Below are 26037 nucleotides of genomic sequence, written 5' to 3' on the forward strand. Positions count from 1 at the left end.
CGACTCAACAGCCGATAAGGATGCCTGTGAACGACGACGTGCTGCGCCAAGCGCCGCTCTTCTCCGGTCTCGACGACGATGCCGCAGGAGCCCTCGAGGCCTCGATGACCCCGCTCAGCCTGAAGCGTGGCGAGGTCCTCTTCAACGAGGGTGACGACGGCAACCAGCTGTACGTCGTCACCGACGGCAAGATCAAGCTCGGGCGCACGTCGCCCGACGGACGGGAGAACCTGCTCGCGATCCTCGGGCCCGGACAGATGTTCGGCGAGCTGTCGTTCTTCGACCCCGGACCGCGTTCGGCCACGGCCACCTCCGTCACCGACGTGACGGTCCAGAGCCTCAGCCACGAGGCGCTCACCCCGGTCCTGTCGAGCCACGCCGAGGTCGCGATGGCGCTGCTCAACCAGCTCGCCGGGCGCCTGCGGCGCACCAACGAGGTCGTCGGCGACCTCGTGTTCTCCGACGTCCCGGGTCGTGTCGCCAAGGCCCTGCTCGACCTCGCGAGCCGCTTCGGGCGCAAGGCCGAGGACGGCGTGCACGTCAACCACGACCTCACGCAGGAGGAGCTGGCCCAGCTCGTCGGCGCCTCGCGCGAGACGGTCAACAAGGCCCTCGCCGACTTCGCCTCGCGCGGCTGGCTGCGCCTGGAGCCCCGCTCCGTGGTCATCCTCGACCTCGAGCGTCTGCAGCGTCGCGCGCGCTGACCCCGTTCGACCGCGAGCCCCGGGACCTGCTGGTCCCGGGGCTTCGTCGTGCGCGACGCCTTTCGTCCTGCGGCTGCGTCGCGTCGGGTGGGTCTCGTCCTGCGGCTGCGTCTCTTGGCGGGGCCTCGTCCTGCGGCTGCGCTGCTCCGGCTGGGTCTCGGCTCGGTCTCCGAAAGGGCCTCGACCGGCGGACGGGCTTCCGCTCGGCCGAGCCCCGGTGCCGCGGGCCGGTCCTGGGGCGTCGGAGGTAGGTGACGCACCGACCCGGGGCGTCGGAGGTAGGTGACGCACCTCAAACGACTCGGATGGAGTGCGTCTCCTACCTCCCACTGCCCCAGCCGCGTGAGAGGTAGGTAGCCCGCGGAATCGAAGCGTCAGAGGTGGGTGACCCGCGGCATGGAGGTCCGTATCCGCGCGCCACCTACCTTCGCCGTGCGAATAGCGCGCGCCACCTACCTCGGACGGCACATCCGGGGCCGCGCCGACGGCGCCCGCGTCAGAGCACGCCGCGGGGGCGGAACTGCACGCTGATCCGCGGGCCCACCGGCCTGGCGGTCTTGAGCACGGCGTGCTCCCAGGTGCGCTGGCACGAGCCGCCCATGACGAGCAGGTCGCCGTGGCCCACGACGAAGCCGATGGTGTCGCCCGGGCCGTGGTCCGTCGGGCGCAGGCTGAGCCGACGCGGAGCGCCGAGCGACAGGATCGCCACCATCGTGTCCTCGCTGCGCCCACGGCCGATCCGGTCGCCGTGCCAGGCGACGCTGTCGCGACCGTCGCGGTAGTAGCAGAGCCCAGCCGTCACGAAGTCCTCGCCCAGCTCGGCGCCGTAGTGCCGGTTCAGCGCGTCGCGCGCGTCGTCGAGCGCCGGGTGCGGCAGCACGGCACCCGATCCGTAGTGCGCCAGCAGCCGCGGGACGTCGACCGTGTCGTCGTACATCTCCCGCCTCTCGGCCCGCCACCGGACCTCGGTCTGCAGGCTCAGGAACAACGGGTCGGCGCCCTGCACCCAGCCCGGGCGGACGTCGACCCATGCGCCGTGGGCAAGCTCCCTGCGCTGCACCGAGGCGCCCAGCGGACCGACGACGGCCTCGTCGCCGACGTCGAGCAGCGAACCCTGGAACCACACCCGAGCATCGTAGGCGAGTTCGAACAGATGTTCTAGACGCCACGCCTTCCGAGGCTCGCCGGGGCGCCGACTACGCTGCCCCCATGAGCGCTTGGGACGCCCTCCTCGACCTGGTCGACGTGATCGCCGACGCGCGCGCCGACGTCGACGATGCCGTGCAGGCCGAGCTGACCGAGCTGCTGGTGGGGGCCATGCGCGACGGGACCGCCGACCGCGAGCTGGACCCCGGCCAGGCGGGCCTGTGGCTCGCCGCCCTCCTGCGCACCCACGCCGAGGTCCAGGACGAGGGCGAGGAGCGCTCCGACGACGCCCTCAGCATGCTCCGCGTCATCATCACGCGCTGGCTGCACCCCGGCCGGCTCGACCAGGCACCCCCGACGTTCGGCACCTGAGTCCCTAGCAGAGGACCGGCAGCCGAAGGTCCGGTCCCGCCATCCGAAACCGGACGCGTCCGGGCGCCGACGAGACGGAGGCTGTCGGCATGACCGACCGCCAGGACCACCCTGCCCCGCCCCGCCCCGACCGCGATCCCGCCGTCGATGACGCGCGCCGCTTCCACCTCTCCGAGGACTGGCTCGCGACGATCGTCGGCCTGACGCTGGTCGTGCTGACCGCCGCCGGCGTCGTCACCGAGGGCTGGTTGCCGCTGTGAGCGCCGACGCCTCCGCCGACGACCGGTCGGTCGTGGAGTACGGCGACCGACTGCACTCCCCCGCCGTGCTGGTGGGTCTGGCCGTGGTCGTCGCCACGGGCGCGGCCGCCCGCCTCCTGACCGAGAACGTGCCCACGTGGCTCGCCGACACCGCGCTCGCCGACGTCGGCGACGCCATCGAGTATCCCGTCTACGCGATCGCGCTGGGCCTGCTCGTCAACGCCCTGCTGTCCTCGCTCGGGGTGCGCGACCGCCTCGCGGGCGGCTTCCGCACCGAGTTCTTCATCAAGACCGGCCTGGTCGTGCTCGGGGCCACGGTGGTGCTCTCGGTCATCGCGCGGGCCGCAGGACCAGCGATCCTCCAGGGCCTGCTGCTCATCACGGGCGTCTTCGCCTTCACCTGGTGGTTCGCCGGACGCCTCGGGCTGGACGATCGCCTGCGTGCCCTCCTCGCGTCGGCCGTCGCCATCTGCGGGGTGAGCGCGGCCATCGCGGCCGCCGGCGCGGTGCGGGCCCGCAAGGAGCAGCTGGCCTACACGGCCAGCCTCGTCATCCTGTTCGCACTGCCCTCGATCTTCGTGCTGCCGTGGCTCGCCGACCTCCTCGGCCTCTCGCCCGCCGTCACCGGCGCCTGGCTCGGTGGCAACATCGACACGACGGCGGCCGTCACCGCTGCCGGCGCGATCGCCGGCGAGGAGCCTCTCCAGATCGCCTCGGTGGTCAAGCTGACGCAGAACGCGCTCATCGGCTTCGTCGCGGTGGGCCTGACGGCCTGGTTCGCGTTCAAGGTCGAGCGCGACCCCCAGGGTGAGCGCCCCCGCGCCATCGAGCTGTGGCACCGGTTCCCGAAGTTCGTGCTCGGCTTCATCGCCGCGTCCGTGATCGCGACGCTCTACCTGGAGCAGGCGTCGGCCGCGCGGGCCGAGGCGTTCGACACCGTCGTGAAGGGCCTGCGCGACTACGCGCTCATCCTGGCGTTCGTCTCGATCGGCCTGGAGTTCAAGGTGTCCTCGCTGAAGGAGGCGGGCTGGCGTCCGATCGGCGTCTTCGCCGCCGCGACGCTCGTCAACATCGGGCTCGCACTGGCGCTGGCCTCGGTGCTGTTCGCCGGGTTCACGATCTAGCCGCGCCCCGACGCACGTCCGCCCCGGTCCGTGCGGACCGGGGCGGACGTCCTCGTCGGGTCAGCTGGGGTCGTCCGGGCGCCCCTGCCGGCTGACCGTCACGCTGTCGCCACTCTCCGAGGGCTCCACGACGAGCGAGAAGTCGCCGTCGTGCTCCTCGACGCCCACGGCCACGGCCTCCTCGACGGCCTCGAGACCGAGTCGGTGGCGCACGATGACCGGGTCCGTCTGGAGGTCCTTGTACAGCGCGAGACACAGGCCCACCATGACGAACACGAACGGCACGGACGCGACGATCGTGATGTTCTGCAGACCGGTCAGGGCGTCGGAGCCCCCGATCACGAGCATGATCGCCGCGACGGCGCCGGTGAGGGCGCCCCAGAAGATGACCGACGGCTTGCTCGGCTCGGTGGAGCCGCGCTCGCTCAGCGTCCCCATGACGATCGACGCCGCATCGGCACCGGACACGAAGAAGATGCCGACGAGCACCATGACCAGCACCGAGGTGATGCTCGCCGCCGGGTACTGCTCCAGCAGCTGGAACAGGGCGAAGTCGGACTGGACGGCGCCGTCTGCACCGACGATGCCCGCGCCGTCGCGCTGCTCGAAGATGCCGGCGCCGCCGAAGATCGCGAACCAGACGAGGCTCACGAGGGTGGGGACGAGCAGGACTCCGGTGACGAACTCGCGGATCGTGCGACCGCGGCTGATGCGAGCGATGAACATGCCGACGAAGGGGGTCCACGAGACCCACCAGGCCCAGTAGAAGATCGTCCAGCCGGAGAGCCAGGCCTCCATGGCGTCGTCGCCGCTGGCCGCGGTGCGCGAGGCCATCTCGGTCATCTGCGAGGCGTAGTCGCCGAGCGCGGTCGGCACGAGGTTCAGGATGAACAGCGTCGGCCCGGCCACGAACACGAACACGGCCAGCACGAGCGCCAGCACCATGTTGGTGTTGGAAAGCCACTGGATGCCCCGCTCGATGCCGGAGACGGCCGAGAGGATGAACAGGATCGTCAGCACGGTGATGACGGAGACGAGCACGATCTTGCTCGGCTCGTCGATCCACCCGTTGAACTGCAGTCCGGCGCCGATCTGCAGGGCGCCGAGGCCCAGCGAGGCGGCGGATCCGAAGAGGGTGGCGAAGATCGCCAGGATGTCGATCACCTTGCCGGCCGGTCCTTCGGCGCGTCGGCCGAAGAGCGGGACGAAGGCCGACGAGATCAGCTGCTTGCGTCCCTTGCGGAAGGTGCCGTAGGCGATCGCGATGCCGACGACCGCGTAGATGGCCCAGGGGTGCAGGCCCCAGTGGAACATCGTGGAGGCCATGGCGCTCTGGACGGCCTCGTCGCTCTGCGCCTCGCCCGTGCCGGGCGGCGGCGACGCGAAGTGCGACAGCGGCTCGGCCACGCCCCAGAACATGAGCCCGATGCCCATGCCGGCGCTGAACATCATCGCGATCCAGGAGACGGTCCGGAACTCCGGACCCTCGTCGTCGCGACCGAGCGGGATCCGGCCGTACTTGGAGGCCGCGAGCCACAGGACGTAGATCACGAAGAACGACGCGACGAGCACGAAGAACCAGCCGGTGTTCGTGATGACCCACGAGCGCGACGTGTCCGAGGCCGCCTTGAGGCCGGACGTGCTCACCAGGCCCCAGACGACGAACCCGATCGCCACCACGCCGGTGAACCCGAAGACGACGGGGTCGATCCGTCGCTTCCAGCGTCCTGCAGATGCATGTTCTCGGTCAGTGAGGGTACTCACGAGGGCACCACCTCTTCCTTCGGCTCAGTCGTCATCGGCACAGTCGTTCGACATCGTCAGTCAGGTCCTGCGCACCCATGGGTGCACGGGACAACCTTTCGACCATAGCGACGCTGGCGCCGAGGCGCGAATCGCGGACGGGTCAGACGCGGCTGCCGCGCAGCTGCGCGAGGTAGACCAGCGCGGCCACGGTGCCGACGAGGTTGAGCAGCGACAGCGGGCTCCAGAGCACCAGGTGCGCCGCGAGCGTGAGGCCCAGGATCACGAGCCACGAGCTCTTCGGGAGCGTGTCGGCCACGGCGAACCGGGCGGGCGCACGGGTGAGGCAGTCCACGAGCGCGAACGCCTTGACCGCGAACAGGGCGAGCGACAGCACCAGCATCAGACCCGACTCGACCTCGAACACGCCTGGACCCTACCGGACGCACGAAGCGGCGGGCCCCTGTCGGGGACCCGCCGCTCGTGTGGTGAGCCGTGGCTCAGGACTGGCTGGTGGTGCTGCCCGTCGAGCTGCTGCTCGACGAGGTCTTCTTCGCGGGCGACTTCTTGGCCGTCGTCTTCTTCGCGGTCGCGGTGGACGACGTCGTCTTGGCCGGAGCCTTCTTGGCCGTCGTCTTCTTCGCGGTCCCGGTGGAGGACGCCTTCTTGGCCGTCGTCTTCTTGGCGGTGCTCTTCTTGGCCGTCGTCTTCTTGGCAGCCGACGTGGTGGCCGGGGCCTTCTTCGCGGCGGTCTTCTTGGTGGTGCTCGCGGCGGAGGCGGTCTTGGCCGGGGCCTTCTTGGCCGCGGCGGTCGTCGAGGAGGCGGCCGAGCGAGCGGCGGCCGACGTCTTGGCCGGGGCCTTCTTCGCGGACGACTTCGAGGCGGGGGCCTTCTTCGTCACCTTCGACACGGTGGCCTGGGCCTCGGCGACGATGTCCTCGGCGCGCTTCTGCACGTCGTCGGCCACGTCCTCGGCGGCCTTGCGGGCCTCCTTGATGTTCTTCTTGGCGTCCTTGCGCAGGGCGTCGAGCAGCTTCTCGCCGCGCTTCTGCACGTCGTCGAGCTTGAGGGCGCGTGCCTGGGCGACGAACTCCTCACCCTTCTGGAGCAGCTCGGCGTAGCTGGACTGCGCCTGGGCCTGCGCGGAGCCGACGAAGCCGGTGGCCTGCGAGCGGAGGTCGTCGATCTCGACCTTCTTGAGGGTGTCGGTGAGGTTCTTGACCTCATCGACCAGGGTCTTGATCTGGGCGTTGATCTGATCGGTGATGCTCATGTGGGTGTCTCCTCGGGAGAGGTGTCGGGATTGGCCTGGGTGACCGTTTCGGCAAGTGCCTCGTCCGGTGCGACGTCGGTGCCGACGAACGAGCGGTAGATGTCCAGCAGTGCCGTCTTCTGCCGCTCGGTCAGTCGGGCGTCGAGGGCGATGGCGTCCTCGACCATCCGCGCGCCGGACTCGTCGATGTCGATGAGACCGGCACGGACGTAGAGCGACTCGGCCGAGATGCGCAGCGCCTTCGCGATCTGCTGCAGGACCTCTGCCGAGGGACGACGCACGCCCCGCTCGATCTGGCTGAGGTACGGGTTGGAGACCTCGGACTTCTCAGCCAGCTGTCGCAGGGACATCTGCGCCTGGCGTCGCTGCTCGCGCAAGTAGTCGCCGAGGTTCTCGACGGCTCCTCCTACGTCCAGCTTGGCCATGTCTCCAGTGTGCTTGCATTTGCAAGCAAGTGCAAGCAGATCTGCATGCGACCCGTCTCACAACCGGTCAGAGGACCGGCCGCACCTCCCCGACGGCACGCCCGCCACCGAGCACCACCGGACGTTCGCGCAGCAGGTCGGCCTCGACGCCGGCCAGCTCGAGCGCTCGGTGCAGCACCACGAACAGGGGACGCTCGCCACCGTCCTCGATCTTGACCGCGAGGGCGGAGCCGTCCGCCAGCCCGGCCACGACCACGCTCTCGGCACCCGACTTCACCAGCGATCCCGGCACGGCGCGGGCCAGCGCCAGGTCGGGTCGGCGGGTCCCGCTGACCTGCTCGGGGTGGGCCACCATCGCGTCGGCCACCCGTCGTGCCGCCGTCCCCGTCTCCGCCTGGACGAGCCGACCGATGCCGCGGGCGAGACGCTCGAGCGACGTCGCGAGCAGCGGGGCTCCGCACCCGTCGACCCCGACCGTGTCGGGCGGGCCCACCAGGGCGGTGAAGGTCTCGGTGACGGCGCGCTGGACCGGATGGTCCGGATCCAGGTAGTCCTCGGTCGACCACCCCCGGACCACGCAGGTGAGCAGCATGGCGGCGTGCTTGCCCGAGCAGTCCATCCGGATCGGCAGACGTCCCTCGCCGGCACGCAGGACGGCTGCGTGCTCGTGCGGGTCCAGCGGGTAGGACGCCGGCGTCTGCAGGGCCGACTCGTCGAGGCCGCCCAGCGCGAGGATCTCGCGCACCCCCTCGAGGTGGAACGGCTCCGCCGAGTGGCTCGCGGCCGCGAGCGCCAGCAGGCGGGGCTCGAGGTCCAGGCCCGCCTCCACGAGGCCGGTCGCCTGGAAGGGCTTGTTCGTCGACCGCGGGAACACCACGACGCCGGGATCACCCAGCGACCACACCGTCTCGCCGTCGGGACCGACCCGCACGGCTGCTCCGCGGTGGCGGCTCTCCACGAGCCCGGACCGGGTGACCTCGGCGACGACGTCCATCGCTCCAGCGTAGGGCTCCACCGGCGCGGTCGAGCCCGCCCGGCCCTCCTGACCATCGGCTCATCCCACCAGTCCCATTGGTCACTTTCTTCCCACCCGTGTCGTTCTTCCACTACAGTGCCCTGATCTGGTACGGCGCACTCGGGCGTCGGCTTCCCTCACCAGAAGAGGACTGCATGCCTTCCCTGCGTCACGCCTTCGGAGCACCTGCTCTCGTCGTCGCCACCGTCATCGCCCTGCTCACCGGTGCCACGACGACCCCGGCAGCGGCGGCCGTCCCGGCCCCCCGTCCCACCGTGAGCACCACGCAGGACGCTGCCACGGTCAGCTGGCCGGCCGTGAAGGGTGCCGACCGCTACGCCGTCTGCCTCGTCCGCAGCGTCGGCGACACCTCGTGCACCGAGGGCTTCTTCACCACGAAGACCTCGCACACCTTCACGAAGCTCACCCCCGTCGCCGGGACCGACTACCTCGTGCACGTGCGCGCCTACGACGGCAGCGCTTCCGCCGCCAGCCCCCGCGTCGCGATCGACCTGCGTCCGGCCGCGCCGAAGGTGTCGGTCTCCACCGGGACCGACACCGCCGCCGTCTCGTGGACGGCGATCCCCGACGCGGACCGCTACGCCGTCTGCCTCGTCCGCAGCCTCGCCCAGACGTCGTGCACCGAGGGCTTCTTCACCACGAAGACCTCGCACACCTTCACGAAGCTCACCCCCGTCGACGGGACCGACTACCACGTGCACGTGCGCGCCTACGTCGGCAAGGCGTCCGCAGCCTCGCCGCGCACCCCGATCGAGCTGACCCTCAAGCCGGAGGCCCCCACCGGCCTCAAGCACGCGGTCAAGAGCTCCTCGGCCACCATCACGTGGAAGGCGGCCAAGAACGCCACCTCCTACGACGTGTGCGTCATGACCTTCGTCAAGGCCACGGCGTGCGAGCAGGTGACGCCTCGCACCACCGGGACCACCGCGACGCTCACCGGGCTGTCCCCCAACCTCGGGACCGACTACGTCTACATGGTCCGCGCCTACCGCGGCGACGCCCGCGCCGACAGCGCCCGCGCCCGCTTCGACCTGCCCGTCGGCGACGTCGCCTGGATCACCTTCGAGTCCTCCACCCCCACCAGCCTCACGCTGATCTGGAAGGCCGCCACCAACGCCGAGACCTACGTCGTGGACGTGTCGACGAAGAAGGACTTCAGCTCGGGCGTCCGCACGCAGCAGGTCGCCGGCACCCGGACCACGTTCACGGGCCTGGCCCCCGGCGTCCGCTACTACGCGCGGACCCGTGGCGACAACGCACCGGTCAAGGGGGCCGTCCGGGGCGTCACCACCCGGATCCTGCCGACCTCCGACGTCGACGTCCGCGTGGTCACCTACAACCTCTGCGGCCAGGACAAGTGCCGCTCCTCGAGCGGGATCGGCAGCTGGAAGAGCCGCAAGTCGCGTGCGGCGGCCGCCGTGCTCGGCACCGGCGCCTCGGTCATCTCGACGCAGGAGTCCGGCGACAAGGACACCAACTTCGGGTCGGTGCTCCCCGGGTTCCGCCGCGCGGCCTACATCTCGGCCAAGTCGCTGTTCTACAAGACGTCGGTCTACAACCTCAACCGCTCGGGCACGCTGACCCTCGACGCGGACCGCAGGCGCTACGCCGTGTGGGCCGAGCTCGTCGAGAAGAGCTCCGGCACCCCGTTCATCGTCGTCGACCCCCACCTCGAGCCGTACAAGGGCAAGACGAACGACGACCGCCGGTACGCCCAGACGCGCAGGATGCTGTCGCTGGTCGGGGCGCTCAACACCCGCGACCTGCCCGTCGTCTACGCCGGCGACGTGAACTCCAACAAGAACAACGCGAAGTACGCCGGCGGCTACGACGGCGTGCGCAAGGCGTTCCTCGCCGCCGACCACGTCGACTCCTTCGACCGGGCCCGCGCCGCCGACAACGGCGACCGGGCCGACGGCCACGCCTACAACGTCCTGTTCAACTCCTCCAACCAGGGCCAGGTCGTGCCGATCAAGAACGGCGACCACGTCGACGCGATCTACACGACCCCGGACGTCACGTCGCGCACCTGGAAGGTGGTCGTGGACCTCACGTCGGCGAACCGGTACCGCACGCCGTTCGCGAGCGACCACAACCCGCTGACGGCCTACCTCGGCATCCCCGGGCAGACCCAGAAGCCCTGAGGTCGGCCGCCGGGCAGCGGCGCAGAGGGTGGCCCGGCGAGCGTTCCTGAGCACGAACCTGCGGACCGGCCCACCCCAGGCGGCCGAGCCGGTTAGAATTCGCGCAGTCCGTCAGTCCGCCGCCATCCTCGTGCTGGAGCCTCTCCGTTGGTCACCCGTCGCCGCATCCCTGCAGGCCGTCGTGTCGCGACGCGTCCTGCGGGCCCGCCCTCACGCGGCGGCGCCCGGCGACGTCCCGGCGCGCGCGGCGGACGCAGCGGACGGCGTCGGCCCCGCCTCGGTCGCGTCGGGCTGCTCGTGGCCCTGGTCGCGGGCCTCGCGGTGCTGGCCGGTGGGTTGTGGTCGTCGCGCACGCTGCTCGACGACACCGCACCGCCGACCCGCCTCGCGGCGGAGACCCTGTCGCCCACGAGCGTCGAGCTCACGTGGGCGTCCACCGACGAGGTCGACGAGTACGTCGTCCACGTCGGCAGCGACCGCGCCCTGACGAAGGACGCCCTCAAGGTCACCTCCACCAAGAAGCAGGTGCTGGTCGAGGACCTGCAGCCCACCACGCCCGGCGGCGACCGCTTCTTCCGCGTCGACGCGGTCAAGGACGGCGAGATCGTGCGGTCCCGCACCGGTCGCTTCGTGCTGCCCCCCGGCGAGATGACGAAGGTGGCGGTCGACAAGACCGGCACCACGGGCGCCCGGCTGGAGTGGAAGCCGGTCGTCAACGCCCGGCAGTACGACGTGCAGGTCGCCACCGACAAGGACTTCGGTGAGCTGGTCCAGTCCGTGCGCACCGTGGGCAGCGAGCCCGAGCTGGTCACGGACGCCCTCGAGCCGGGTCGCCCGTACTGGTTCCGCGCGCGGCCGGTCAACGGCGACGTGGTCGGCGAGTTCGGGGCTGCGGTCGCCACCGAGACGCTCCCCGAGGACGTGCGGTTCAACGTCGGCACCTGGAACGTGTGCTCGGAGAAGTGCAAGGGCTACGCCGGACGGGCCCGGCAGATGGCGGCCTTCCTCAACGCCGAGAAGCTCGACCTGTTCGTCCTGCAGGAAGCGGGCGGCAAGCGGGTCGGCGGCACCACCAACGCGATCTTCACCGGCGGCGAGCGTGGCTTCCAGCGTGCGACGGGCGGCGCGAAGGCGCGCTACATCTTCTACCGACCGGCCCTGTTCACCCAGGAGAGCGGCGGCTTCTTCCCCGTCGGCCACGGTCGACACGCCACGTGGGCCCGGTTCACGGTCAAGGAGACCGGCCGCCAGTTCTTCGTCGTCGACGTGCACCTGGAGAACGGTCACGGCAACGACGGCAAGCGGCGCAGCGAGATGAACACGCTGATCTCGCGCATGCGGTCCATCAACGACGGCGGCCTGCCGATCGTCTACGCCGGAGACTTCAACTCCGGTCGCCACCGCGGCGCCGACTCCCCCGGCTCCATGATGCGAGGCATCGGACAGCGCGACACCGTCGACGTCGCGAAGAAGGTCGAGAACCGCGAGTTCAACACGGGCCACACGTTCTCCACGCGTCCCCTGCGCTCCGGCGCCCACGTCGACCACATCTTCGCCTCCGAGGAGTTCCAGGTGCTCGCCTGGAAGCAGCTCGTGCGGATGTCGGGCAGCAGCTACGCGTCACCGGTGCTGACGGACCACAACGCCCTGCGAGCCACGCTGTCGCTCGAGGGCAAGAAGGTCGACGTCGGCGAGCCGACGCCGGTCGTCGACGTCCCACCGGTCGACGACGTCCCGTCGCCGGGCTGAGTCCACCGCCACGGCAGGAGACCCGAACCGCATGAGCCCCGATCCTCTGGGACCGGCCGATCTGGCCGACCTGCACGTCATCATCCCCGCCGGGGGCGCCGGCACCCGGCTGTGGCCCCTCTCGCGCGCCGGCCGGCCCAAGTTCCTGCTCGACCTCACGGGCTCCGGCCGCACACTGCTGCAGCAGACGTGGGACCGCGTGACGCAGCTCGTGCCGCCGGAGCGCGTGCACGTGGTCACCGGGCCCCGTCACGCCGACGCGGTCCGCGAGCAGCTGCCCGCGCTGACGAGCATCTTCGTGGAGCCGTCCCCGCGTGACTCGATGCCGGCCATCGGCCTGGCCACGGCCGTCGTCCACCAGGACCACCCCGACGCCGTGGTCGCGTCCTTCGCCGCCGACCACGTGGTCTCCGGGGCCGACCGCTTCGCCGACGCCGTCGTCCAGGCGGTGCGCACCGCTCGCGACGGTCACGTCACCACCATCGGCATCGCCCCACGGTCACCGTCCACGGCGTTCGGCTACGTGGAGTCCGGAGCGCCCCTGAGCGTCGAGGGCGCCCCGACCGCACGGACCGTCGTGCGCTTCGTCGAGAAGCCGGACGAGGAGACGGCCAAGGCCTACCTGCGCGCCGGGACCTTCAGCTGGAACGCGGGCATGTTCGTCACCCGCGCCGACGTCCTCCTCGACCACCTGGCTCGCCTCCAGCCCACCCTGCACGACGGGCTGCGGCGCATCGCCACGGCGTGGGCCGGCCCCGACCGGCAGGCCGTGCTCGAGCAGGTCTGGCCCACGCTCACCAAGATCGCGATCGACCACGCCGTCGCCGAGCCGGTCTCGCTCACCGGCGGCATCGCGACCGTCCCCGGGCGGTTCGGCTGGGACGACATCGGTGACTTCGCCGCCCTCCACGACCTCGGGCACGACCAGGCGTCCTCGCCCGACGGCTCATCGCGCGACGAGCACACCCTCTGGATCGACGCCGACGGGCTGGTGCGCGCCCGGCCGGGCGTCACGGTCGCGGTCGTCGGCATCCCCGGTGCCGTGGTGGTGCAGACCGACGACGCACTGCTCGTGACCACGCTCGAGCACGCCCAGCGCGTCAAGGAGGTTCCGGCCGCTCTGTCGGCAGCCGGACGCGACGACCTGGTCTGACTTCCTCTGCATCCGTGTGGCGGCGGGTGAGTGGTCGGCCGCGACTGCGGCGGCTGGCCTTCGTCCTGCGGGTGCGTCGCTGTGGCTCCACGTCGGGTCGGGCTCCGAAGGGCCTCGACCGGAGCAGYGGGTCTCGRCCCGGCTGGGTCTGCGGGGCGCGGCTGGGTTCTCGCTCGCTGCTGCGTCGCTGTGGCTCCGAGTCGGGGCGGTCTCCGAAAGGGCCTCGACCGGAGCAGCGGGTCTCGACCCGGYTGGGTCTGCGGGGCGCGGCCACGATTCTCCATCTGCGCGTGATCCACGCACGATTCTTCCTTCGCGTGGACCGTGCCACGCGAAGGGAGAATCGTGGCGACGAAAAGGGGCCCCGCACGGGCAGGGATTCTCCCTTCTCGTGGACCGTCCCACGCAAAGGAAGAATCCCTGCCCATCCGCCGCGCACCGGCGCCCCGGCGGACGCAGGATTCTGCCTTCGTGCGCAGAACCCCGAACGATGCTGCGTTCCGCACCGGATCCCGTAGCGAACGCAGCATCCTTCGCCCCCTCGCACACGAACGCAGAACCTTGCGTCACCCCCAGCCACGCTCCGAAAGCCCACCCGAGCCCGGACCCGCCGCCGGTCGAGGCCCTTTCGGAGACCGACCCGACTCGCACCCACAGCAACGCAGCCCCAAGGCACGACTCCGCCACAGCAACGCAGCAGCAGGACGACGACCCACCCACAGCAACGCAGCAGCGAGCGAAGACTCAGACGAGGTCGGTCAGCTCGGCGGGCGGGAGGTCGGGAGCCGGCGTGTAGGCCTGCGCCACCTCGCCCGTGCCCACCGCGTGCAGCACGCCGTCGGACTCGTCGGCGAAGAGGGCCTCGCCGCGGGCGAGCTTCTCCCGCTCCCCGATCTCGTTGACGACCTCCACGTCGCCCCCGAGGCAGACGACGATCCGCCGACCGTCGTCGGGCAGGCGCGCACCGTCGGGCTCGGCCGACGAGCACTGCGTGATCGACAGCGCGAACTCACGCAGGCCGGGGCTGTAGACGTCGGTGGAGAAGCCGAACTGGTCGGCCTCGACGCGCGCCAGGCGCGACATGCCGCGGTCGAGGCATCGCACCAGGCCCTGCGGGTCGAGGTGCTTGCCGGTGAGGCCGCCACGCAGCACGTTGTCGGAGGACACCATGACCTCCACGCACAGCCCGCTGAGGTGGGCGTGGATGATGCCCGCACCGAGGTAGGCCGCCTCGCCGGGCTGGAGGGTGAGCCGGTTGAGCAGCAGCGACATCACGACACCGACGTCGCCCGGATGGTGCTCGCCGACCAGGACCGCCGTGGCGTAGGCACGCTTGATGTCGATGCCGCGCTGCTCAGCGTCGCGGCACGCCGTCACGACCTCGGCGACCTCCTCGGGCGACGGCGGATCGGTCAGCAGGTCCTCCACGACGCGCACGATGCCGAGGAACCCGGGCTGACGACGCAGGCTCTCGACGAGGTCCTGGACCCGCGGGACGTCGATGGCGGCCAGCACGCGCAGGATCTCGGCCGTGGGCCGGAAGCCGACGAGCGTGTCGAACGCCGTCAGCGCGTAGACCATCTCCGGCTTGGGGTGGGGGTCCTTGTAGACGCGGTGGGGCGCGTCGAGCGGGACGCCGGCCGCCTCCTCGGCCCGGTAGCCCTCCTGGGCCATCACGGCGTTGGGGTGGACCTGGATGGAGAGCGGCCGGTCCGCGGCGAGGATCTTCAGCATGAAGGGCAGCTCGCCGGCGACCTCGCGCAACGAGACCGGACCCTTCGCGCCCTGCACGCGCGAGGGGTTGAGCGGGTGGGTGCCCATCCAGATCTCGGCCACCGGGCCCCCGGCCGGCGGCCGACCGAGGAAACGAGGGATCGCCTCCGGCGAGCCCCAGTCGTAGTCGCGATCAGGGTTCTCGAGTCGTCGCATCTCGTCCTCTCGGAAGGCCGTGGCCGCCGTCAGCCCTTGGGGTGGCGAGGCTTGCGGTACTTGTCCTTCGCGCCCTTGCCGGGCGGTCCGCCCTTCGAGCGGTAGCCGCCCGCACGGTCGTCGCGCCCGCTGCCGTGGCTGCGGCCCTGCGGGCCGCCGTCGCGCTTCAGGTCGATCCGCCGGCCGGAGATCCGGGTGTCCGAGAGCGCCTCGAAGACCGCGTCCGGCAGATCCTGCGGGAGCTCGACGACGGCGTGGTCGACGCCGATCGTGATCTTCCCGAAGTCGGCGCGCCGCAGTCCTCCCTCGTTGGCCAGGGCGCCCACGATCATCGAGGGCGAGACCTTGTGGCGCTTGCCCACCGCGATCCGGTACGGCGTCCACCCGTCCTTCGAGGGACGCGGTCCGCGGTCGCTCGTGTCGCGCGCCGGACGCTCGGGGCGCTCGCGCCGCGCCGCCTTGGGCGGGTCGGGGCGCAGGAAGAACTCCTTGTCGTCGGTGCTCATGACGGCCAGGGCGGCGGCGACGTCGAGCATCTCGACGTCGTGCTCGCGCACGTAGTCCTCGACCAGGCCGCGGAACGCGTGGAACTGGGGCGAGCCCATGCTGTCGGTGATGGCCTGGGCGAACTTGGCCGTCCGGCGGGCGTTCACCTCGTCGACGCTCGGCACGCCCGTCTCCTCGACGGCGCGACCCGAGACCTTCTCGATGGCCGACAGCAGACGGCGCTCACGGGGGGTGACGAAGAGGATCGCCTCGCCGCTGCGTCCGGCGCGCCCGGTGCGGCCGACCCGGTGCACGTAGGCCTCGGGGTCGTGCGGGATGTCGTAGTTGACCACGTGGGTGATGCGGTCGACGTCGAGCCCGCGGGCCGCGACGTCGGTGGCCACCAGGATGTCGAGCGCACCCGACTTGAGGGCGTTGACCGTGCGCTCGCGCTGGGCCTGGGCGAGGTCGCCGTTGATGGCGGCAGCCGAGAAGCCGCGCGTCCGCAGACGCTCGGCGAGCTCCTCGGTGGCCGACTTGGTGCGGACGAAGATGATCATCCCGTCGCCGCTCTCGACCTCCAGCAGGCGCGTGAGCGCGTCGAGCTTCGCGTGGTGCGAGACCGGGATCCAGCGCTGGCGCACCGTGCTCGTGGAGGAGCGCGCCTGCGGCGTCGCGATGTCGGCCGGGTCGTGGAGGTAGCGCTTGGCCAGACGACGGATCGCCGGCGGCATCGTGGCCGAGAACAGCGCCACCTGCTTGTACTCGGGGGTGTCGGCGAGGATCCGCTCCACGTCCTCGGCGAACCCCATCGCCAGCATCTCGTCGGCCTCGTCGAGGACGAGGTGGTCGAGACCGGTGAGGTCGAGGCTGCCGCGGTCGAGGTGGTCCATCACGCGGCCGGGCGTGCCGACGACGACGTGGGCGCCACGCTCGAGGCCCGCCAGCTGGGCACCGTAGCCCTGGCCGCCGTACACGGGCAGCACCCGGATCCGACGCCCCTTGGGCGTGTAGGACGTCATGGCCTCGCACACCTGGAGCGCGAGCTCACGGGTGGGGGCGAGCACCAGCGCCTGGGTGGAGGCACGGTCGGGGTCGATCTTCTGCAGGATCGGCAGGGCGAACGCGGCCGTCTTGCCGGTACCGGTCTGGGCGAGACCGACGACGTCACGACCGGCCAGGAGGGCCGGCACGGCCGCCTCCTGGATCGGCGTGGGGGTCTCGTAGCCGAGGCGCTCGAGGACCTGCACGAGCTCGTCGTCGAGACCGAGGTCGGAGAACGGCCGAGTCGGCGCGACCGGCTGGTCGGGGGCCGGCTCGACCACGGTGTCCGCAGGGCCGGTCTCGACAGGGCTCGCCTCGACAGGGCCGGCCTCGACGGGACCGGTGCCGCCGGGAGCAGGCTCGCCGGGGACGGTGTCGTCGGGGGACGCGGGCGCGGGTACGTCGTCGTTCATGGGACTCCTGGTGCTGACTGCGAGACGGGGGAACCCCGTCGTGACGCAGGGTGCAAGCGATAGTGTTCCGTACCGGTGCCCCCGAGACCAATCCCGGCGACCCGAGAAGGACCCTCAGCAGGCCCGCCCATCCCCCAGCCAGCAAGGAGACGGTGCGCGATGCCGACGCCGACCACCCGCCGTTCCCTCGGCTCGCGGTGGATCCTGGTCGTGGTCCTCGGCGTGCTCGGTGCCGTGGCGGGGCAGCTGCTCGTGTCCGGCATCACACCGCGCTACGAGGCCTCGGCCGAGGTCCTCGTCGAGCCGCCCGTCGGCACCGAGGAGGTGCCCGCCCGCACGCTCTCGGCCCGGACGCTCGAGTCGTACGGTCGGATCCTGGGCGGACCCGCGCTCGTGGGCCGCGCCGGCGAGGCGCTCGGCACCACGCCGATCCCCCGCGACGACGTCACCTCCGGCGTGGTCGGCGACAGCACGATCCTGAAGGTCACCGTGCGCGACGACAGCCTGGCCGACGCGCGCGAGGCCGCCGGACAGGTCGCCGAGGAGTTCACCACCTGGCTCGCCACGAAGCAGGAGGACCTCGACGCCGCACAGCGCGAGACCACGCTCGTGATCGACCCGGGCTCGGGCTCCGCCTCGCCCGTGGAGCCGACGCGGTGGCCCTACCTGCTCGGCGGGCTGCTCGCGGGCCTGCTGATCGGCCTGGCCGTGGCTCGGTGGCGCCAGTCGACCGACCGGGGCATCGCCACCACCGACGACCTCGAGGCGGCCACAGGCTCACCCGTGCTGGGCGCGATCGCGCACGACCGGGCCGCGCACGACTCCCCCCTGCTCACCTCGCTGTCCCCTCAGCACCCCCGCGCCGAGGCGGTGCGCATCCTGCGCACCAACCTTCAGTTCGTCGACGTCGACCACGACCGGACCGTCGTGGCCGTCACCAGTGCCGTCGAGGCCGAGGGCAAGACGACCACCGCCTGCAACCTCGCCATCGCCCTCGCGCAGTCGGGCCTGCGGGTCGCGCTGGTCGAGGGCGACCTGCGCCGGCCCCAGCTCGCGGAGTCGTTCGGCCTGGAGAGCACCGTCGGCCTGACGACGGTGCTGGTGGGCCGTGTCGACCTCGACGAGGCCTTGCAGGAGACCGAGGTCCCCGGGCTCGACGTCCTCGCGAGCGGCGCCCGTCCGCCGAACCCGGCCGAGATCGTGCAGACCGGTGCCATGGAGCGCCTCGTCGCCGACCTGCGCCAGCGCTACGACGTCGTGCTGATCGACGCACCGCCCCTCCTGCCGGTCGCCGACGCCGCGATCCTGTCGCTGCTCGCCGACGGCGCGCTGCTCGTGGTGCGCCACGGACGCACCGGGCACGACCAAGTGCGCGCCGCGGTCGACCGGCTCGACACGGTCGGCGCGAAGCTGTTCGGCAGCGTGCTCTCCATGACGCCCCGCCGGGCCGCCGGCCGCTACGGCTACGGGTACGAGTACGCCCAGGGGAAGTCCTCGCGCCGACGTCGGCGCTGACTACGTCGCCGGCGTCAGGCCGGCTGCAGCAGCGACAGCGTGCGCGCGATCGACGCCGTCGCCTCGTCGATCAGGTCGGCCGTGCCGCGGTGCACCGCCGGTGAGCGCCGGAAGGGGTCCGGCACGTCGGCGCGCGCCGGTCCCGTGCTGCGGCGGCGGGCCGCGTCGGCGACGAGCTCGGGCAGGTGCGTCGCCTCGTGCCCCTCGACGAGCGCCGCGAACTCGAGCAGCGTGAAGGTCTTGCGCAGGGCACCGGGGTCGAGCTCCAGCACGGCGGACCGGTGCTCCTTGGTGGCGGTCAGCACGAGGTCGGCGCCCCGGACGTGGCGCACCTCCAGCGGCTGCGAACGGAAGTCGGAGCCGTCGATCTCGAGCCGGGCGAGCTCGAGGCGCACCATGCTGTCGACGGGCGCGTCGCGCCAGCCCATCACCCCGGCGCTGGCGACCTCGAAGGTGGACGGGTCGAGTCGTTCCTTCAGGAGCAGCTCCATGAGGGGCGAACGACACACGTTGGCCGTGCACACCGCGAGGATGCTCCACCGACTGCGCTCGGGACGGGCGCCCACCTCAGGGGCCCGACCGCGGTCGGACGTGCAGCCCCACCTCGGGGTCGACCACGGGCTCCTGTCCTGCGGCCACACCGTCGACGACCAGCGCGGCGTCGACCGGGACCGAGCGCTTGACGAGGGCCAGACCGATGGGACCGAGCTCGTGGTGCAGGGCGCGCGACCCGAGCACGCCGACCGCCTTGCCCGGCTCGTCGGAGCGCTCCACGGCGCTGCCGGGTGCGGGCAGCCGGTCGGGCGAGCCGTCGAGGTGCAGCAGGACCAGCCGACGCGGCGGCCGGCCCAGGTTGTGCACGCGGGCGACGGTCTCCTGGCCCCGGTAGCAGCCCTTGTCGAGGTGGACGGCCCGCTCGAGCAGGCCGACCTCGTTGGGGATCGTGCGGTCGTCGGTGTCGACGCCGAAGCGTGGCGTCCCGGACGCGATGCGCAGGGCCTCCCAGGCCCACGTGCCTGCCGGGCGGCCGTACCGCTGGGGCCACGAGGCCACCGTGTCGCGCGGCTCGATGGCCCATCGCGCGCCCCTGCCGTCCTGCTCGGCGGCGTGCAGCCCCACGACGGCGTGGGTGGCGGTGACGTCGGCGACCTCGACCCGCGTCATGAACCGCATGCGGTCCAGGAACGTGACGAGCGCCGCGCTGGCGCCGGGCTCGGTGTGCGCCCAGAAGGTGGTGCCGTCGTCGACGCCCTCGAACGCGTGCTCGATGCGGCCCTGAGGGGTGAGCACGAGCCCCTCGGTGGCCAGCCCGGGCTCGAGCCGCTCGAGGTGCTGGGTCGTGAGCGAGTGCAGCCAGGTGAGCCGGTCGGGGCCGGTGACCGTCAGCACGTCCCGGTGCGAGAGGTCGACGAAGCCGTCGCCCTTCTCGAGACGACGTTGCTCGACGGTGAGCTCGCCGTAGTGGGCCGCGACGCCGTGGTCGGGGCGGTCGGCCTCGACGGCACCCTCGAGGTCGAGCAGGGGGCTGCGGCGCCGCGCCGGGGCGAGGCCGTCCGCGGCGGCGGGGTCGGGCTGCGGCTCAGACACGGGCGAGCTTCCCCCACAGGTGCGACTGCATGGTCTGGCCCTCGGCGGCCTTGTCGATCGCGTACATGAGCGAGCCTTCGACCAGGCCGTACATGCGCTGGCCGGCGGTGTACTCCGCCGCCGACTGGGTGCGGGCGACGATGTCGGTCGCGAGCGTGATGCGGGGTCCCTCGGCGACGCCGTACCAGACCTCGGCGTACCCGGTGGGGTGGGCGAGGACCAGCTCGACGTTGATGCCCTTGCCGCCCTCCACGAGACCGGCAGGCCTCAGGAAGCCGGTCTCGAGGTCGCCGGGGCCGATCCGCTCGCCGGACTCGTCGGTGACCCACGACCGGCTGAAGTAGTGCAGGAAGGGCCGGGTGTCGTGGGCGAGCACGACGTCCTGCTCGAAGGAGTAGGGCTCGATCGTCGGGTAGTCGCCACGCCCGTTGCCGTGCCAGGTGCCGAGCAACCAGGCCAGGGGCGCGACGTCGGGGTGGAGGTCGGCGGGGATCTCGAAGGCCATGGGGTCCATCGTATCGACGCGCGCTAACCTGCCGACGTGCGTGCGGTCGTCCAGCGGGTGAGCGAGGCCTCGGTCGTCGTCGACGGCGAGGTCGTCGGCTCCGTGGGCGGCACCGACGCGGACGCCGACCATCTCCTCGTGCTGCTCGGCGTCACCCACGACGACACCGTGCAGAAGGCCGACGCGCTCGCGCGGAAGGTGCACGGCCTGCGCATCCTGCACGACGAGGTCTCGGTCGCCGACACCGGCGGCGCGGTCCTCGTCGTCAGCCAGTTCACGCTCTACGGCGACGCGCGCAAGGGGCGGCGTCCCACGTGGACGGCCGCCGCACCGGGCGCCGTGGCCGAGCCGCTGTACGACGAGTTCTGTGCCGCCCTGCGGGCCCTGGGCACGACGGTCCCCAGCGGCCGCTTCGGTGCCGACATGCAGGTCCGCTCGGTCAACGACGGGCCGTTCACCGTCCTGCTCGAGCTGTAGCGCCTTCGCATTCTGACCGTCCTTTCAGGTGAAGGACGTAGGATTCTCGAATCGGCGTCGGCGAACGTGCCCCGGCGCCGTCGTCCTGACCCCACCAGAACATCGAACGGGAGTGCCATGTCGCGTCGCGAGAAGCGAGCGCGCCGCGAAGTCAAGGGCAAGCGTCGCGCCGGCGGCGTCCCCTTCCACCGCCGGCACCGCAAGCTGGTCGTGGGTGTCGTCGGCGCCCTCGTCCTCGTCCTCGGCACGGGCACCGCGTACGCCTACTACCTCAACGCCCAGCTGGGCAACGTCGGGCGGGTCGAGAACAAGCTGAAGGAAGCCGACCGCCCCGATCCCGACAAGGGCAAGGCGCTCAACATCCTGCTGCTGGGCTCCGACAAGGGCAAGAAGGTCGAGGGCGCCGAGGACACGACGCTGGCCGAGGACGCCGCCTCCGGGTCGTGGCCGGCCGGCAAGTACCGCAGCGACACGTTGATGATCGCGCACATCACGTCGGACCGGAAGAAGGTCTACCTCGTCTCGATCCCGCGTGACACCTACACCGACATCTACGACGAGACCGGCACCAAGCAGTCGACGCAGAAGATCAACGACGCCTTCGCGGAGTTCGGCCCGAACGGTGCGATCTCGACCGTCGAGAACCTCACCGACCTGCGCATGCGGCACCTCGCGATCATCGACTGGGACGGCTTCAAGAGCCTCTCCAAGGCCGTCGGCGGCGTGCCCGTCTACATCCCCCGGCCGTTCTACGACCCCAAGCAGAAGGTCCAGTGGGAGGCCGGCGAGCAGACCCTCGAGGGCAAGAAGGCCCTCGCCTACGTGCGCACGCGCTACGGCCTGCTCCGCGGCGACTTCGACCGCATCGCCCGCCAGCAGAACTTCCTGCGGTCGCTCATGAAGAAGATGCTCGCGCGCGACACCATGAGCAACCCCATCAAGCTGACCCGCACCCTCACCGCGGTCACCAAGAACCTCACCGTCGACGCCGGCTGGGACCCGGGCGACATGCGTGCGCTCGCGCTCTCGCTGCGCGGCACCGGGTCCGACGACGTCACGTTCCTCACGGCTCCGGTGGCCACCACCGAGACCATCCCGGTCGTCGGCAGCATCGTCAGGCTCGACGAGGCCAAGAACGCCGAGCTGTTCACCGCGCTGCGCGAGGACCGCATGGACGAGTACCTGGAGAAGTACCCCGACGACCAGCTCGCCGACGAGGACCAGATCGGCTGACGCGCCGGCTCAGCCGCAGGCCGAGCGGACCCGGACGTCGTTCGCGCCGGCCTCGATGCCGGGCGTGGTCGTGAGCACCGCGTCGCTCGTCTGCCCCTCGCCCGTGCGCACCTGGACCTCCAGGTCGACCGACTCCCCGGGTCGCAGGGTCACGGGGACGACCGTCACCCGACGGTCGCCGATCCGCCCGCCCGACGGTGTCCGCTCGACGTCGGCCAGCCGCACGCGCTCGAACACGCCGCCGGCCGGTGCCACGACCCGCACGGAGAGCCTCTGGTCCCCCGGGCGCAGTCCCGGGAGCTCGAGCCCCGTGATGGAGATCGGGAGCGCGGTGTCGGGGACCGTGGAGGTGAGCGTGGTGCGCAGCGTGAGCACCTGCGCCCGGTCGTCGACGCACCGCACGGAGCGGAGCGTGGACGACGCGTCGAGGTAGTACTGCAGCTTCGCGCCCTTGCTGTCGTCGACGTACACGCCCACGTGGGCCCGGTCCCGCGTCTGCGGGAGCGCACCCGCGACGCCCGTGGAACGGATGCGGCGCTGCTCGGACTCGTCAGCCGACCACACGAGGACCCGGTTGTCGACGCTGGCCTGCACGAGGGCCTCGAGCACGGGCTGGGTGGCGCCCTGCCCGTCCACGAACGCGTCGAAGATGCGGCGGGCGGCGTCCTCGAACACGGCGTCCTGCCCGAGCAGGTCGGTGGCGTAGCGGCGGTAGACGCCGTTGAGCAGCTCGTCGACGGCGTTCTCGGCCGTGAGCCGCGTGCCGTCCTCGAGCGTCACCGGCCCGAGCCCCTGCAGGAGGTAGCCCAGCGTCACCGGGTCGACGGACACGACGCCGTCGAAGCGCGTGTCGAGCTCCTCGCCCACGAGGGAGCTCGCGAAGGCCGCGGCCTCGGGGAAGTCGGGCACGGCGGTCGTGTTGCGCAGGTCCGTCGCGGCGGTCACCGGCACGGCACCGAGCTGGTCCTCCGGCACCGTCAGACGCGGCCTGTCGTTCGGCGGCACGTCGATGGCCGAGCCCTGCGTGCGCATGCGCACCTTGCCGCGATCGGCCTCGATGACGGCGAACGATCCCGGGATGCCGCCGAGCGAGCGGATCTCGGCGTTGTTCTGGATGAGCAGGAGGTAGCGGCGGCGCTCGCTCCCGCCCAGCATCTCCGGCAGCAGCGCGGCCGCGGTGTCCGCGACGCGTGCGGCCGACGCGGCGCTGGTCAGGGAGCCCTGCAGGCGGCGGACCGGCGCCTGGAGCCGGCCCGCGACCTTCTGCGGCTCGATCTCGCCCACGCCGCGTGCAGCGCGCTCGAGGGCCTCGCGCGGGCCGGCCAGGCGTGGTGCCACGGCCTCGAGGTTCGCGATGTCGACCCGTCCGTCGCGCGGCGAGAACGCGTCGAGCCCCACCTGGGCGGTGACGTCGACGATCGTGGGCACGGCCTGGGTGGCGACCCGGTCGACCTCGCGCGCGACCACGCGCACGGCGTCGACGTCGTCACCGACGATCGGGACGTGGGAGAACACCGCCCACAACGGACCATCCGTCGAGGCGTGCGCGCGGCCTGCGGCGTCGGTCAGGACCGCCGACGTCTGCCGCGCACCGTCCGCGTCGCCCTGCGCCACCTGGGCCAGGAGCAGCTGGGACTGGTCGCTCGCCCGCGACAGCAGGATCGCTGCGCGCACCCCCTGCCAGGCCAGGACCACGACGCAGACCGTGAGCACCGCTCCCGTCACGGCCAGACCCAGCCGGACCCACCCTGCCCGGTCGTACCGCTCGGGCAGGAAGCGTGGCGACGCCACGACGGGTCAGCTGCTGCGGCGGCGTTGGACCACGGCGCCGATGCCGGCGAGCACGAGCAGTGCACCGAGCACCAGCAGCCAGAGGTCGGTGCCACCGGTGCCGGGCAGGATGCCGGCCGCGTCGCCGGCGTCGGCGTCCGCGTCGGCCGCGGCGTCGCCGTCGTCGCCACCACCGACCACGACGAGCACCTCGGCGCTCACGGCGCCGAGGTCGCCGCACGTCGCGACGACCTGGGTGCTGCGGGTGCTGGAGGCGGCCGGTGCCGTGAAGGTCGCCACGAGCTTCGTCGTGTCGTCCTCGCTGAACGACTGGTCCTCGTAGCTGACCGTGATGATCGTGGGCTGGTCCGCCGTGACCGTCGCGGTGAACGTCTCGCCGGGGGCGACCCGCGTCTTCGACAGCTGCAGGTCGCAGACGGTGGGCGGGTAGGGCGCGTCGGCCGAGGCGAGGCCGGCCGCCGAGGCGGGAGGGACCGCTGCCACGAGGGCGAACGCGGCCAGCGCGGAGGCGACCAGAGTCGCGACGATCTTCTTCATGACACTCCCAGGCGGTGACGGATCCCACGCGCACGCGGCCCCGTGGAGGAGCGTGCTCGACGGTAGAACGACGCTCGGTGCCGGAAGGTCACGCCCGAGGACGCGAAAAACCCCGGACCGGCAGGTCCGGGGTCTCTCGGGTCGAGCCGTGGTGCGTGACTCAGACGTGCACGGGCACCCGGTCGATGTCGACGACCACGTCGGCGACCACGCCGACCGCGGCCGCGACCGCGAGATCGACGGCCTCCGAGCGCGGCGCGAGCGTGCGCAGCGTCCACTCGCCGGGGCCGGCGAAGAACCGGAACTGGCCGGTCGCCGAGGTCGGGACCTCGGCGGTGAACTCGCCGGTGCGGTCGAGAAGACGCACGTAGGCGTTGCCGACCGGCTCGTCACCGCGGACGACGACGCCCTGGATGACGGCCTGGTTCGCGACGTCGACACCCTCGAGGCTGGGTCCGCCCTTGATCGCTCCGCACATGTCAGGCCTCCCCGCGCTCGTCGCCGATCGCCACGGGGACGCCCCGCAACGAGCCGTACTCGCTCCACGAGCCGTCGTAGTTCTTGACGTTCGGGTAGCCGAGGATCTCGTTGAGCACGAACCACGTGTGCGAGCTGCGCTCACCGATGCGGCAGTACGCGATGGTGTCCTTGCCCTCGTCGAGGCCGGCCTGGGCGTAGAGCTCCTTGAGCTCCTCGTCCTTCTTGAAGGTGCCGTCGTCGTTGGCGGCCTTGCTCCACGGGACGTTGCCGGCCGTGGGGATGTGACCGGCGATCTGCGCGGCCTCCTGCGGCAGGTGCGCCGGGGCGAGCAGGCGTCCGGCGAACTCGTCGGGGCTGCGGACGTCGATGAGGTTCTTCGTGCCGATCGCCTCGATGACCTCGTCGCGGTAGGCGCGCACGGACTCGTCCGGCTCCTGTGCGGTGTACGTGGTGGCCGGGCGGTCCGGGACGTCGGCGCTCAGCTCGCGGCTGTCGAGCTCCCACTTCTTGCGGCCACCGTCGAGCAGACGGAGGTTCTCGTGGCCGTAGTAGGTCAGGTACCAGTAGGCGTACGCGGCGAACCAGTTGTTGTTGCCGCCGTAGAAGACGACGGTGTCGTCGTTGGCGACGCCCTTCCTCGAGAGCAGCTCCTCGAGCTTCTCCTTGGAGATGAAGTCGTGGCGCACGCCGTCCTGGAGGTCCTTCTTCCAGTCCAGCTTGATGGCGCCGGGGATGTGGCCCTTGTCGTAGGCCTCGGCGTCCTCGTCGACCTCGATGAGGACGACCTTGGGGTCGTCGAGGTGCTCCTCGACCCAGTCTGCGGTGACGAGCGCGGTGTCGCGGCTCATGGTGATACCTCCGTGTGTTGACCCACTGGGCGTGGGGATGGGGCTGTGTGGTCGGGGTGGGT

Annotated in this window: 25 protein-coding genes; 10 read left to right on the top strand and 15 right to left on the bottom strand. The window is 71.6% G+C overall.

What is annotated here, in order from left to right; all coding sequences use genetic code 11:
• Positions 1-20 precede the first annotated feature (20 nt).
• On the top strand, positions 21-704 hold the full coding sequence (locus tag ASF35_RS16565; protein ID WP_200914344.1) for a Crp/Fnr family transcriptional regulator: 684 nt from the start codon (positions 21-23) through the stop codon (positions 702-704).
• A gap of 496 nt (positions 705-1200) precedes the next feature.
• Here ASF35_RS16565 and ASF35_RS16570 read toward each other — a convergent pair whose 3' ends face one another.
• Positions 1201-1830 carry an alpha-ketoglutarate-dependent dioxygenase AlkB gene (locus ASF35_RS16570; RefSeq protein ID WP_055970012.1) on the bottom strand — a complete coding sequence of 210 codons (630 nt, stop codon included), beginning with the start codon at positions 1828-1830 and terminating at the stop codon, positions 1201-1203.
• An 83-nt stretch (positions 1831-1913) separates the two neighbouring features.
• Between ASF35_RS16570 and ASF35_RS16575 the strand changes: the two genes are divergently transcribed.
• The 3 genes from ASF35_RS16575 to ASF35_RS16580 all read left to right on the top strand — a co-directional run bounded on the left by ASF35_RS16575 (position 1914) and on the right by ASF35_RS16580 (position 3606).
• A complete protein-coding gene (locus tag ASF35_RS16575) occupies positions 1914-2222 on the top strand; it encodes a hypothetical protein (RefSeq protein WP_055970015.1) in 309 nt (102 codons plus the stop codon).
• Positions 2223-2311: 89 nt separating this feature from the next.
• A complete protein-coding gene (locus ASF35_RS18400) occupies positions 2312-2482 on the top strand; it encodes a hypothetical protein (RefSeq protein WP_164468775.1) in 171 nt (56 codons plus the stop codon).
• Positions 2479-3606, top strand: coding sequence for a YeiH family protein (locus ASF35_RS16580; protein WP_055970018.1), 1128 nt, complete (start codon positions 2479-2481; stop codon positions 3604-3606). Before ASF35_RS18400 ends, ASF35_RS16580 begins: the two co-directional genes overlap by 4 nt.
• A gap of 60 nt (positions 3607-3666) precedes the next feature.
• On the opposite strand, the gene ASF35_RS16585 is transcribed toward ASF35_RS16580, so the two are convergent.
• The 5 genes from ASF35_RS16585 to ASF35_RS16605 all read right to left on the bottom strand — a co-directional run bounded on the left by ASF35_RS16585 (position 3667) and on the right by ASF35_RS16605 (position 8042).
• A complete protein-coding gene (locus ASF35_RS16585; RefSeq protein WP_082495564.1) occupies positions 3667-5370 on the bottom strand; it encodes a BCCT family transporter in 1704 nt (567 codons plus the stop codon).
• A gap of 142 nt (positions 5371-5512) precedes the next feature.
• Complete coding sequence (locus tag ASF35_RS16590; protein WP_055970024.1) at positions 5513-5776, bottom strand: DUF2516 family protein; 264 nt, start codon at positions 5774-5776, stop codon at positions 5513-5515.
• Positions 5777-5849: 73 nt separating this feature from the next.
• Positions 5850-6623: a hypothetical protein gene (locus ASF35_RS18190; protein WP_055970027.1), complete on the bottom strand. Its 774-nt coding sequence runs from the start codon at positions 6621-6623 to the stop codon at positions 5850-5852.
• Complete coding sequence (locus tag ASF35_RS16600; RefSeq protein WP_055970030.1) at positions 6620-7048, bottom strand: helix-turn-helix domain-containing protein; 429 nt, start codon at positions 7046-7048, stop codon at positions 6620-6622. Before ASF35_RS16600 ends, ASF35_RS18190 begins: the two co-directional genes overlap by 4 nt.
• Positions 7049-7115: 67 nt before the next feature.
• On the bottom strand, positions 7116-8042 hold the full coding sequence (locus ASF35_RS16605) for an asparaginase (RefSeq protein WP_055970033.1): 927 nt from the start codon (positions 8040-8042) through the stop codon (positions 7116-7118).
• 176 nt (positions 8043-8218) lie between these two features.
• Between ASF35_RS16605 and ASF35_RS16610 the strand changes: the two genes are divergently transcribed.
• From ASF35_RS16610 to ASF35_RS16620, 3 genes are all read left to right on the top strand, one after another.
• Positions 8219-10228 carry a hypothetical protein gene (locus tag ASF35_RS16610; RefSeq protein WP_055970036.1) on the top strand — a complete coding sequence of 670 codons (2010 nt, stop codon included), beginning with the start codon at positions 8219-8221 and terminating at the stop codon, positions 10226-10228.
• 297 nt (positions 10229-10525) lie between these two features.
• The gene (locus tag ASF35_RS16615) at positions 10526-11977 is read left to right on the top strand and encodes an endonuclease/exonuclease/phosphatase family protein (RefSeq protein WP_055970039.1); all 1452 of its coding nucleotides are present in this window, start codon (positions 10526-10528) and stop codon (positions 11975-11977) included.
• Between the two features lie 31 nt (positions 11978-12008).
• Entirely contained in the window at positions 12009-13130 is a 1122-nt protein-coding gene (locus tag ASF35_RS16620; RefSeq protein ID WP_055970042.1) for a mannose-1-phosphate guanylyltransferase, read from the top strand.
• A 744-nt stretch (positions 13131-13874) separates the two neighbouring features.
• On the opposite strand, the gene manA is transcribed toward ASF35_RS16620, so the two are convergent.
• Together manA and ASF35_RS16630 are read right to left on the bottom strand one after the other, a co-directional pair.
• Positions 13875-15059, bottom strand: coding sequence for a mannose-6-phosphate isomerase, class I (gene manA, locus ASF35_RS16625; RefSeq protein WP_055970045.1), 1185 nt, complete (start codon positions 15057-15059; stop codon positions 13875-13877).
• Positions 15060-15088: 29 nt separating this feature from the next.
• Positions 15089-17002: a DEAD/DEAH box helicase gene (locus ASF35_RS16630; protein WP_082495566.1), complete on the bottom strand. Its 1914-nt coding sequence runs from the start codon at positions 17000-17002 to the stop codon at positions 15089-15091.
• Positions 17003-17161: 159 nt separating this feature from the next.
• Between ASF35_RS16630 and ASF35_RS16635 the strand changes: the two genes are divergently transcribed.
• A complete protein-coding gene (locus ASF35_RS16635; RefSeq protein ID WP_055970049.1) occupies positions 17162-18517 on the top strand; it encodes a CpsD/CapB family tyrosine-protein kinase in 1356 nt (451 codons plus the stop codon).
• 14 nt (positions 18518-18531) lie between these two features.
• Here the strand turns inward: ASF35_RS16635 and ASF35_RS16640 are convergent, their stop codons facing one another.
• Genes ASF35_RS16640 through ASF35_RS16650 form a run of 3 tightly spaced genes read right to left on the bottom strand, consistent with a single transcriptional unit; the run spans position 18532 to position 20609 of the window.
• Positions 18532-19158 (bottom strand): hypothetical protein, encoded by a 627-nt coding sequence (locus tag ASF35_RS16640; RefSeq protein ID WP_369797021.1) that lies wholly within the window; start codon positions 19156-19158, stop codon positions 18532-18534.
• Positions 19085-20104, bottom strand: coding sequence for a folate-binding protein YgfZ (locus ASF35_RS16645; protein ID WP_200931789.1), 1020 nt, complete (start codon positions 20102-20104; stop codon positions 19085-19087). Before ASF35_RS16645 ends, ASF35_RS16640 begins: the two co-directional genes overlap by 74 nt.
• Complete coding sequence (locus tag ASF35_RS16650) at positions 20097-20609, bottom strand: FABP family protein (RefSeq protein WP_055970308.1); 513 nt, start codon at positions 20607-20609, stop codon at positions 20097-20099. The genes ASF35_RS16645 and ASF35_RS16650 overlap by 8 nt, the downstream gene beginning before the upstream one ends.
• Positions 20610-20645: 36 nt before the next feature.
• On the opposite strand from ASF35_RS16650, the gene dtd reads away from it, so the two are divergent.
• Together dtd and ASF35_RS16660 are read left to right on the top strand one after the other, a co-directional pair.
• Positions 20646-21086 carry a D-aminoacyl-tRNA deacylase gene (gene dtd / locus ASF35_RS16655; protein ID WP_055970056.1) on the top strand — a complete coding sequence of 147 codons (441 nt, stop codon included), beginning with the start codon at positions 20646-20648 and terminating at the stop codon, positions 21084-21086.
• A 117-nt stretch (positions 21087-21203) separates the two neighbouring features.
• Positions 21204-22319: an LCP family protein gene (locus tag ASF35_RS16660; protein ID WP_055970059.1), complete on the top strand. Its 1116-nt coding sequence runs from the start codon at positions 21204-21206 to the stop codon at positions 22317-22319.
• A gap of 9 nt (positions 22320-22328) precedes the next feature.
• Here ASF35_RS16660 and ASF35_RS16665 read toward each other — a convergent pair whose 3' ends face one another.
• The 4 genes from ASF35_RS16665 to ASF35_RS16680 form a co-directional block, all read right to left on the bottom strand.
• Positions 22329-24110 carry a DUF4012 domain-containing protein gene (locus ASF35_RS16665; protein WP_055970062.1) on the bottom strand — a complete coding sequence of 594 codons (1782 nt, stop codon included), beginning with the start codon at positions 24108-24110 and terminating at the stop codon, positions 22329-22331.
• A 6-nt stretch (positions 24111-24116) separates the two neighbouring features.
• Positions 24117-24647, bottom strand: a complete 531-nt coding sequence (locus tag ASF35_RS16670) for an LPXTG cell wall anchor domain-containing protein (protein WP_055970065.1) — start codon at positions 24645-24647, stop codon at positions 24117-24119.
• Positions 24648-24807: 160 nt separating this feature from the next.
• A complete protein-coding gene (locus tag ASF35_RS16675) occupies positions 24808-25125 on the bottom strand; it encodes a DUF1416 domain-containing protein (RefSeq protein ID WP_055970068.1) in 318 nt (105 codons plus the stop codon).
• Between the two features lies 1 nt (position 25126).
• Positions 25127-25975, bottom strand: a complete 849-nt coding sequence (locus ASF35_RS16680; protein WP_055970071.1) for a sulfurtransferase — start codon at positions 25973-25975, stop codon at positions 25127-25129.
• Between the last annotated feature and the right edge of the window lie 62 nt (positions 25976-26037).

Source organism: Aeromicrobium sp. Leaf291 (assembly GCF_001423365.1).
Taxonomy (GTDB): Bacteria; Actinomycetota; Actinomycetes; order Propionibacteriales; family Nocardioidaceae; genus Aeromicrobium.

What these genes read in the sequence shown, in the direction of transcription:
- ASF35_RS16605 (WP_055970033.1), bottom strand. Translation starts at nt 8,042, where the DNA reads ATGGACGTCGTCGCCGAGGTCACCCGGTCCGGGCTCGTGGAGAGCCGC.
- ASF35_RS16630 (WP_082495566.1), bottom strand. Translation starts at nt 17,002, where the DNA reads ATGAACGACGACGTACCCGCGCCCGCGTCCCCCGACGACACCGTCCCC.
- ASF35_RS16610 (WP_055970036.1), top strand. Translation starts at nt 8,219, where the DNA reads ATGCCTTCCCTGCGTCACGCCTTCGGAGCACCTGCTCTCGTCGTCGCC.
- ASF35_RS16600 (WP_055970030.1), bottom strand. Translation starts at nt 7,048, where the DNA reads ATGGCCAAGCTGGACGTAGGAGGAGCCGTCGAGAACCTCGGCGACTAC.
- ASF35_RS18190 (WP_055970027.1), bottom strand. Translation starts at nt 6,623, where the DNA reads ATGAGCATCACCGATCAGATCAACGCCCAGATCAAGACCCTGGTCGAT.
- ASF35_RS16660 (WP_055970059.1), top strand. Translation starts at nt 21,204, where the DNA reads ATGTCGCGTCGCGAGAAGCGAGCGCGCCGCGAAGTCAAGGGCAAGCGT.
- ASF35_RS16680 (WP_055970071.1), bottom strand. Translation starts at nt 25,975, where the DNA reads ATGAGCCGCGACACCGCGCTCGTCACCGCAGACTGGGTCGAGGAGCAC.
- ASF35_RS16575 (WP_055970015.1), top strand. Translation starts at nt 1,914, where the DNA reads ATGAGCGCTTGGGACGCCCTCCTCGACCTGGTCGACGTGATCGCCGAC.
- ASF35_RS16620 (WP_055970042.1), top strand. Translation starts at nt 12,009, where the DNA reads ATGAGCCCCGATCCTCTGGGACCGGCCGATCTGGCCGACCTGCACGTC.
- ASF35_RS16565 (WP_200914344.1), top strand. Translation starts at nt 21, where the DNA reads ATGCCTGTGAACGACGACGTGCTGCGCCAAGCGCCGCTCTTCTCCGGT.
- ASF35_RS16670 (WP_055970065.1), bottom strand. Translation starts at nt 24,647, where the DNA reads ATGAAGAAGATCGTCGCGACTCTGGTCGCCTCCGCGCTGGCCGCGTTC.
- ASF35_RS16650 (WP_055970308.1), bottom strand. Translation starts at nt 20,609, where the DNA reads ATGGCCTTCGAGATCCCCGCCGACCTCCACCCCGACGTCGCGCCCCTG.
- ASF35_RS16635 (WP_055970049.1), top strand. Translation starts at nt 17,162, where the DNA reads ATGCCGACGCCGACCACCCGCCGTTCCCTCGGCTCGCGGTGGATCCTG.
- ASF35_RS16675 (WP_055970068.1), bottom strand. Translation starts at nt 25,125, where the DNA reads ATGTGCGGAGCGATCAAGGGCGGACCCAGCCTCGAGGGTGTCGACGTC.
- ASF35_RS18400 (WP_164468775.1), top strand. Translation starts at nt 2,312, where the DNA reads ATGACCGACCGCCAGGACCACCCTGCCCCGCCCCGCCCCGACCGCGAT.
- manA (WP_055970045.1), bottom strand. Translation starts at nt 15,059, where the DNA reads ATGCGACGACTCGAGAACCCTGATCGCGACTACGACTGGGGCTCGCCG.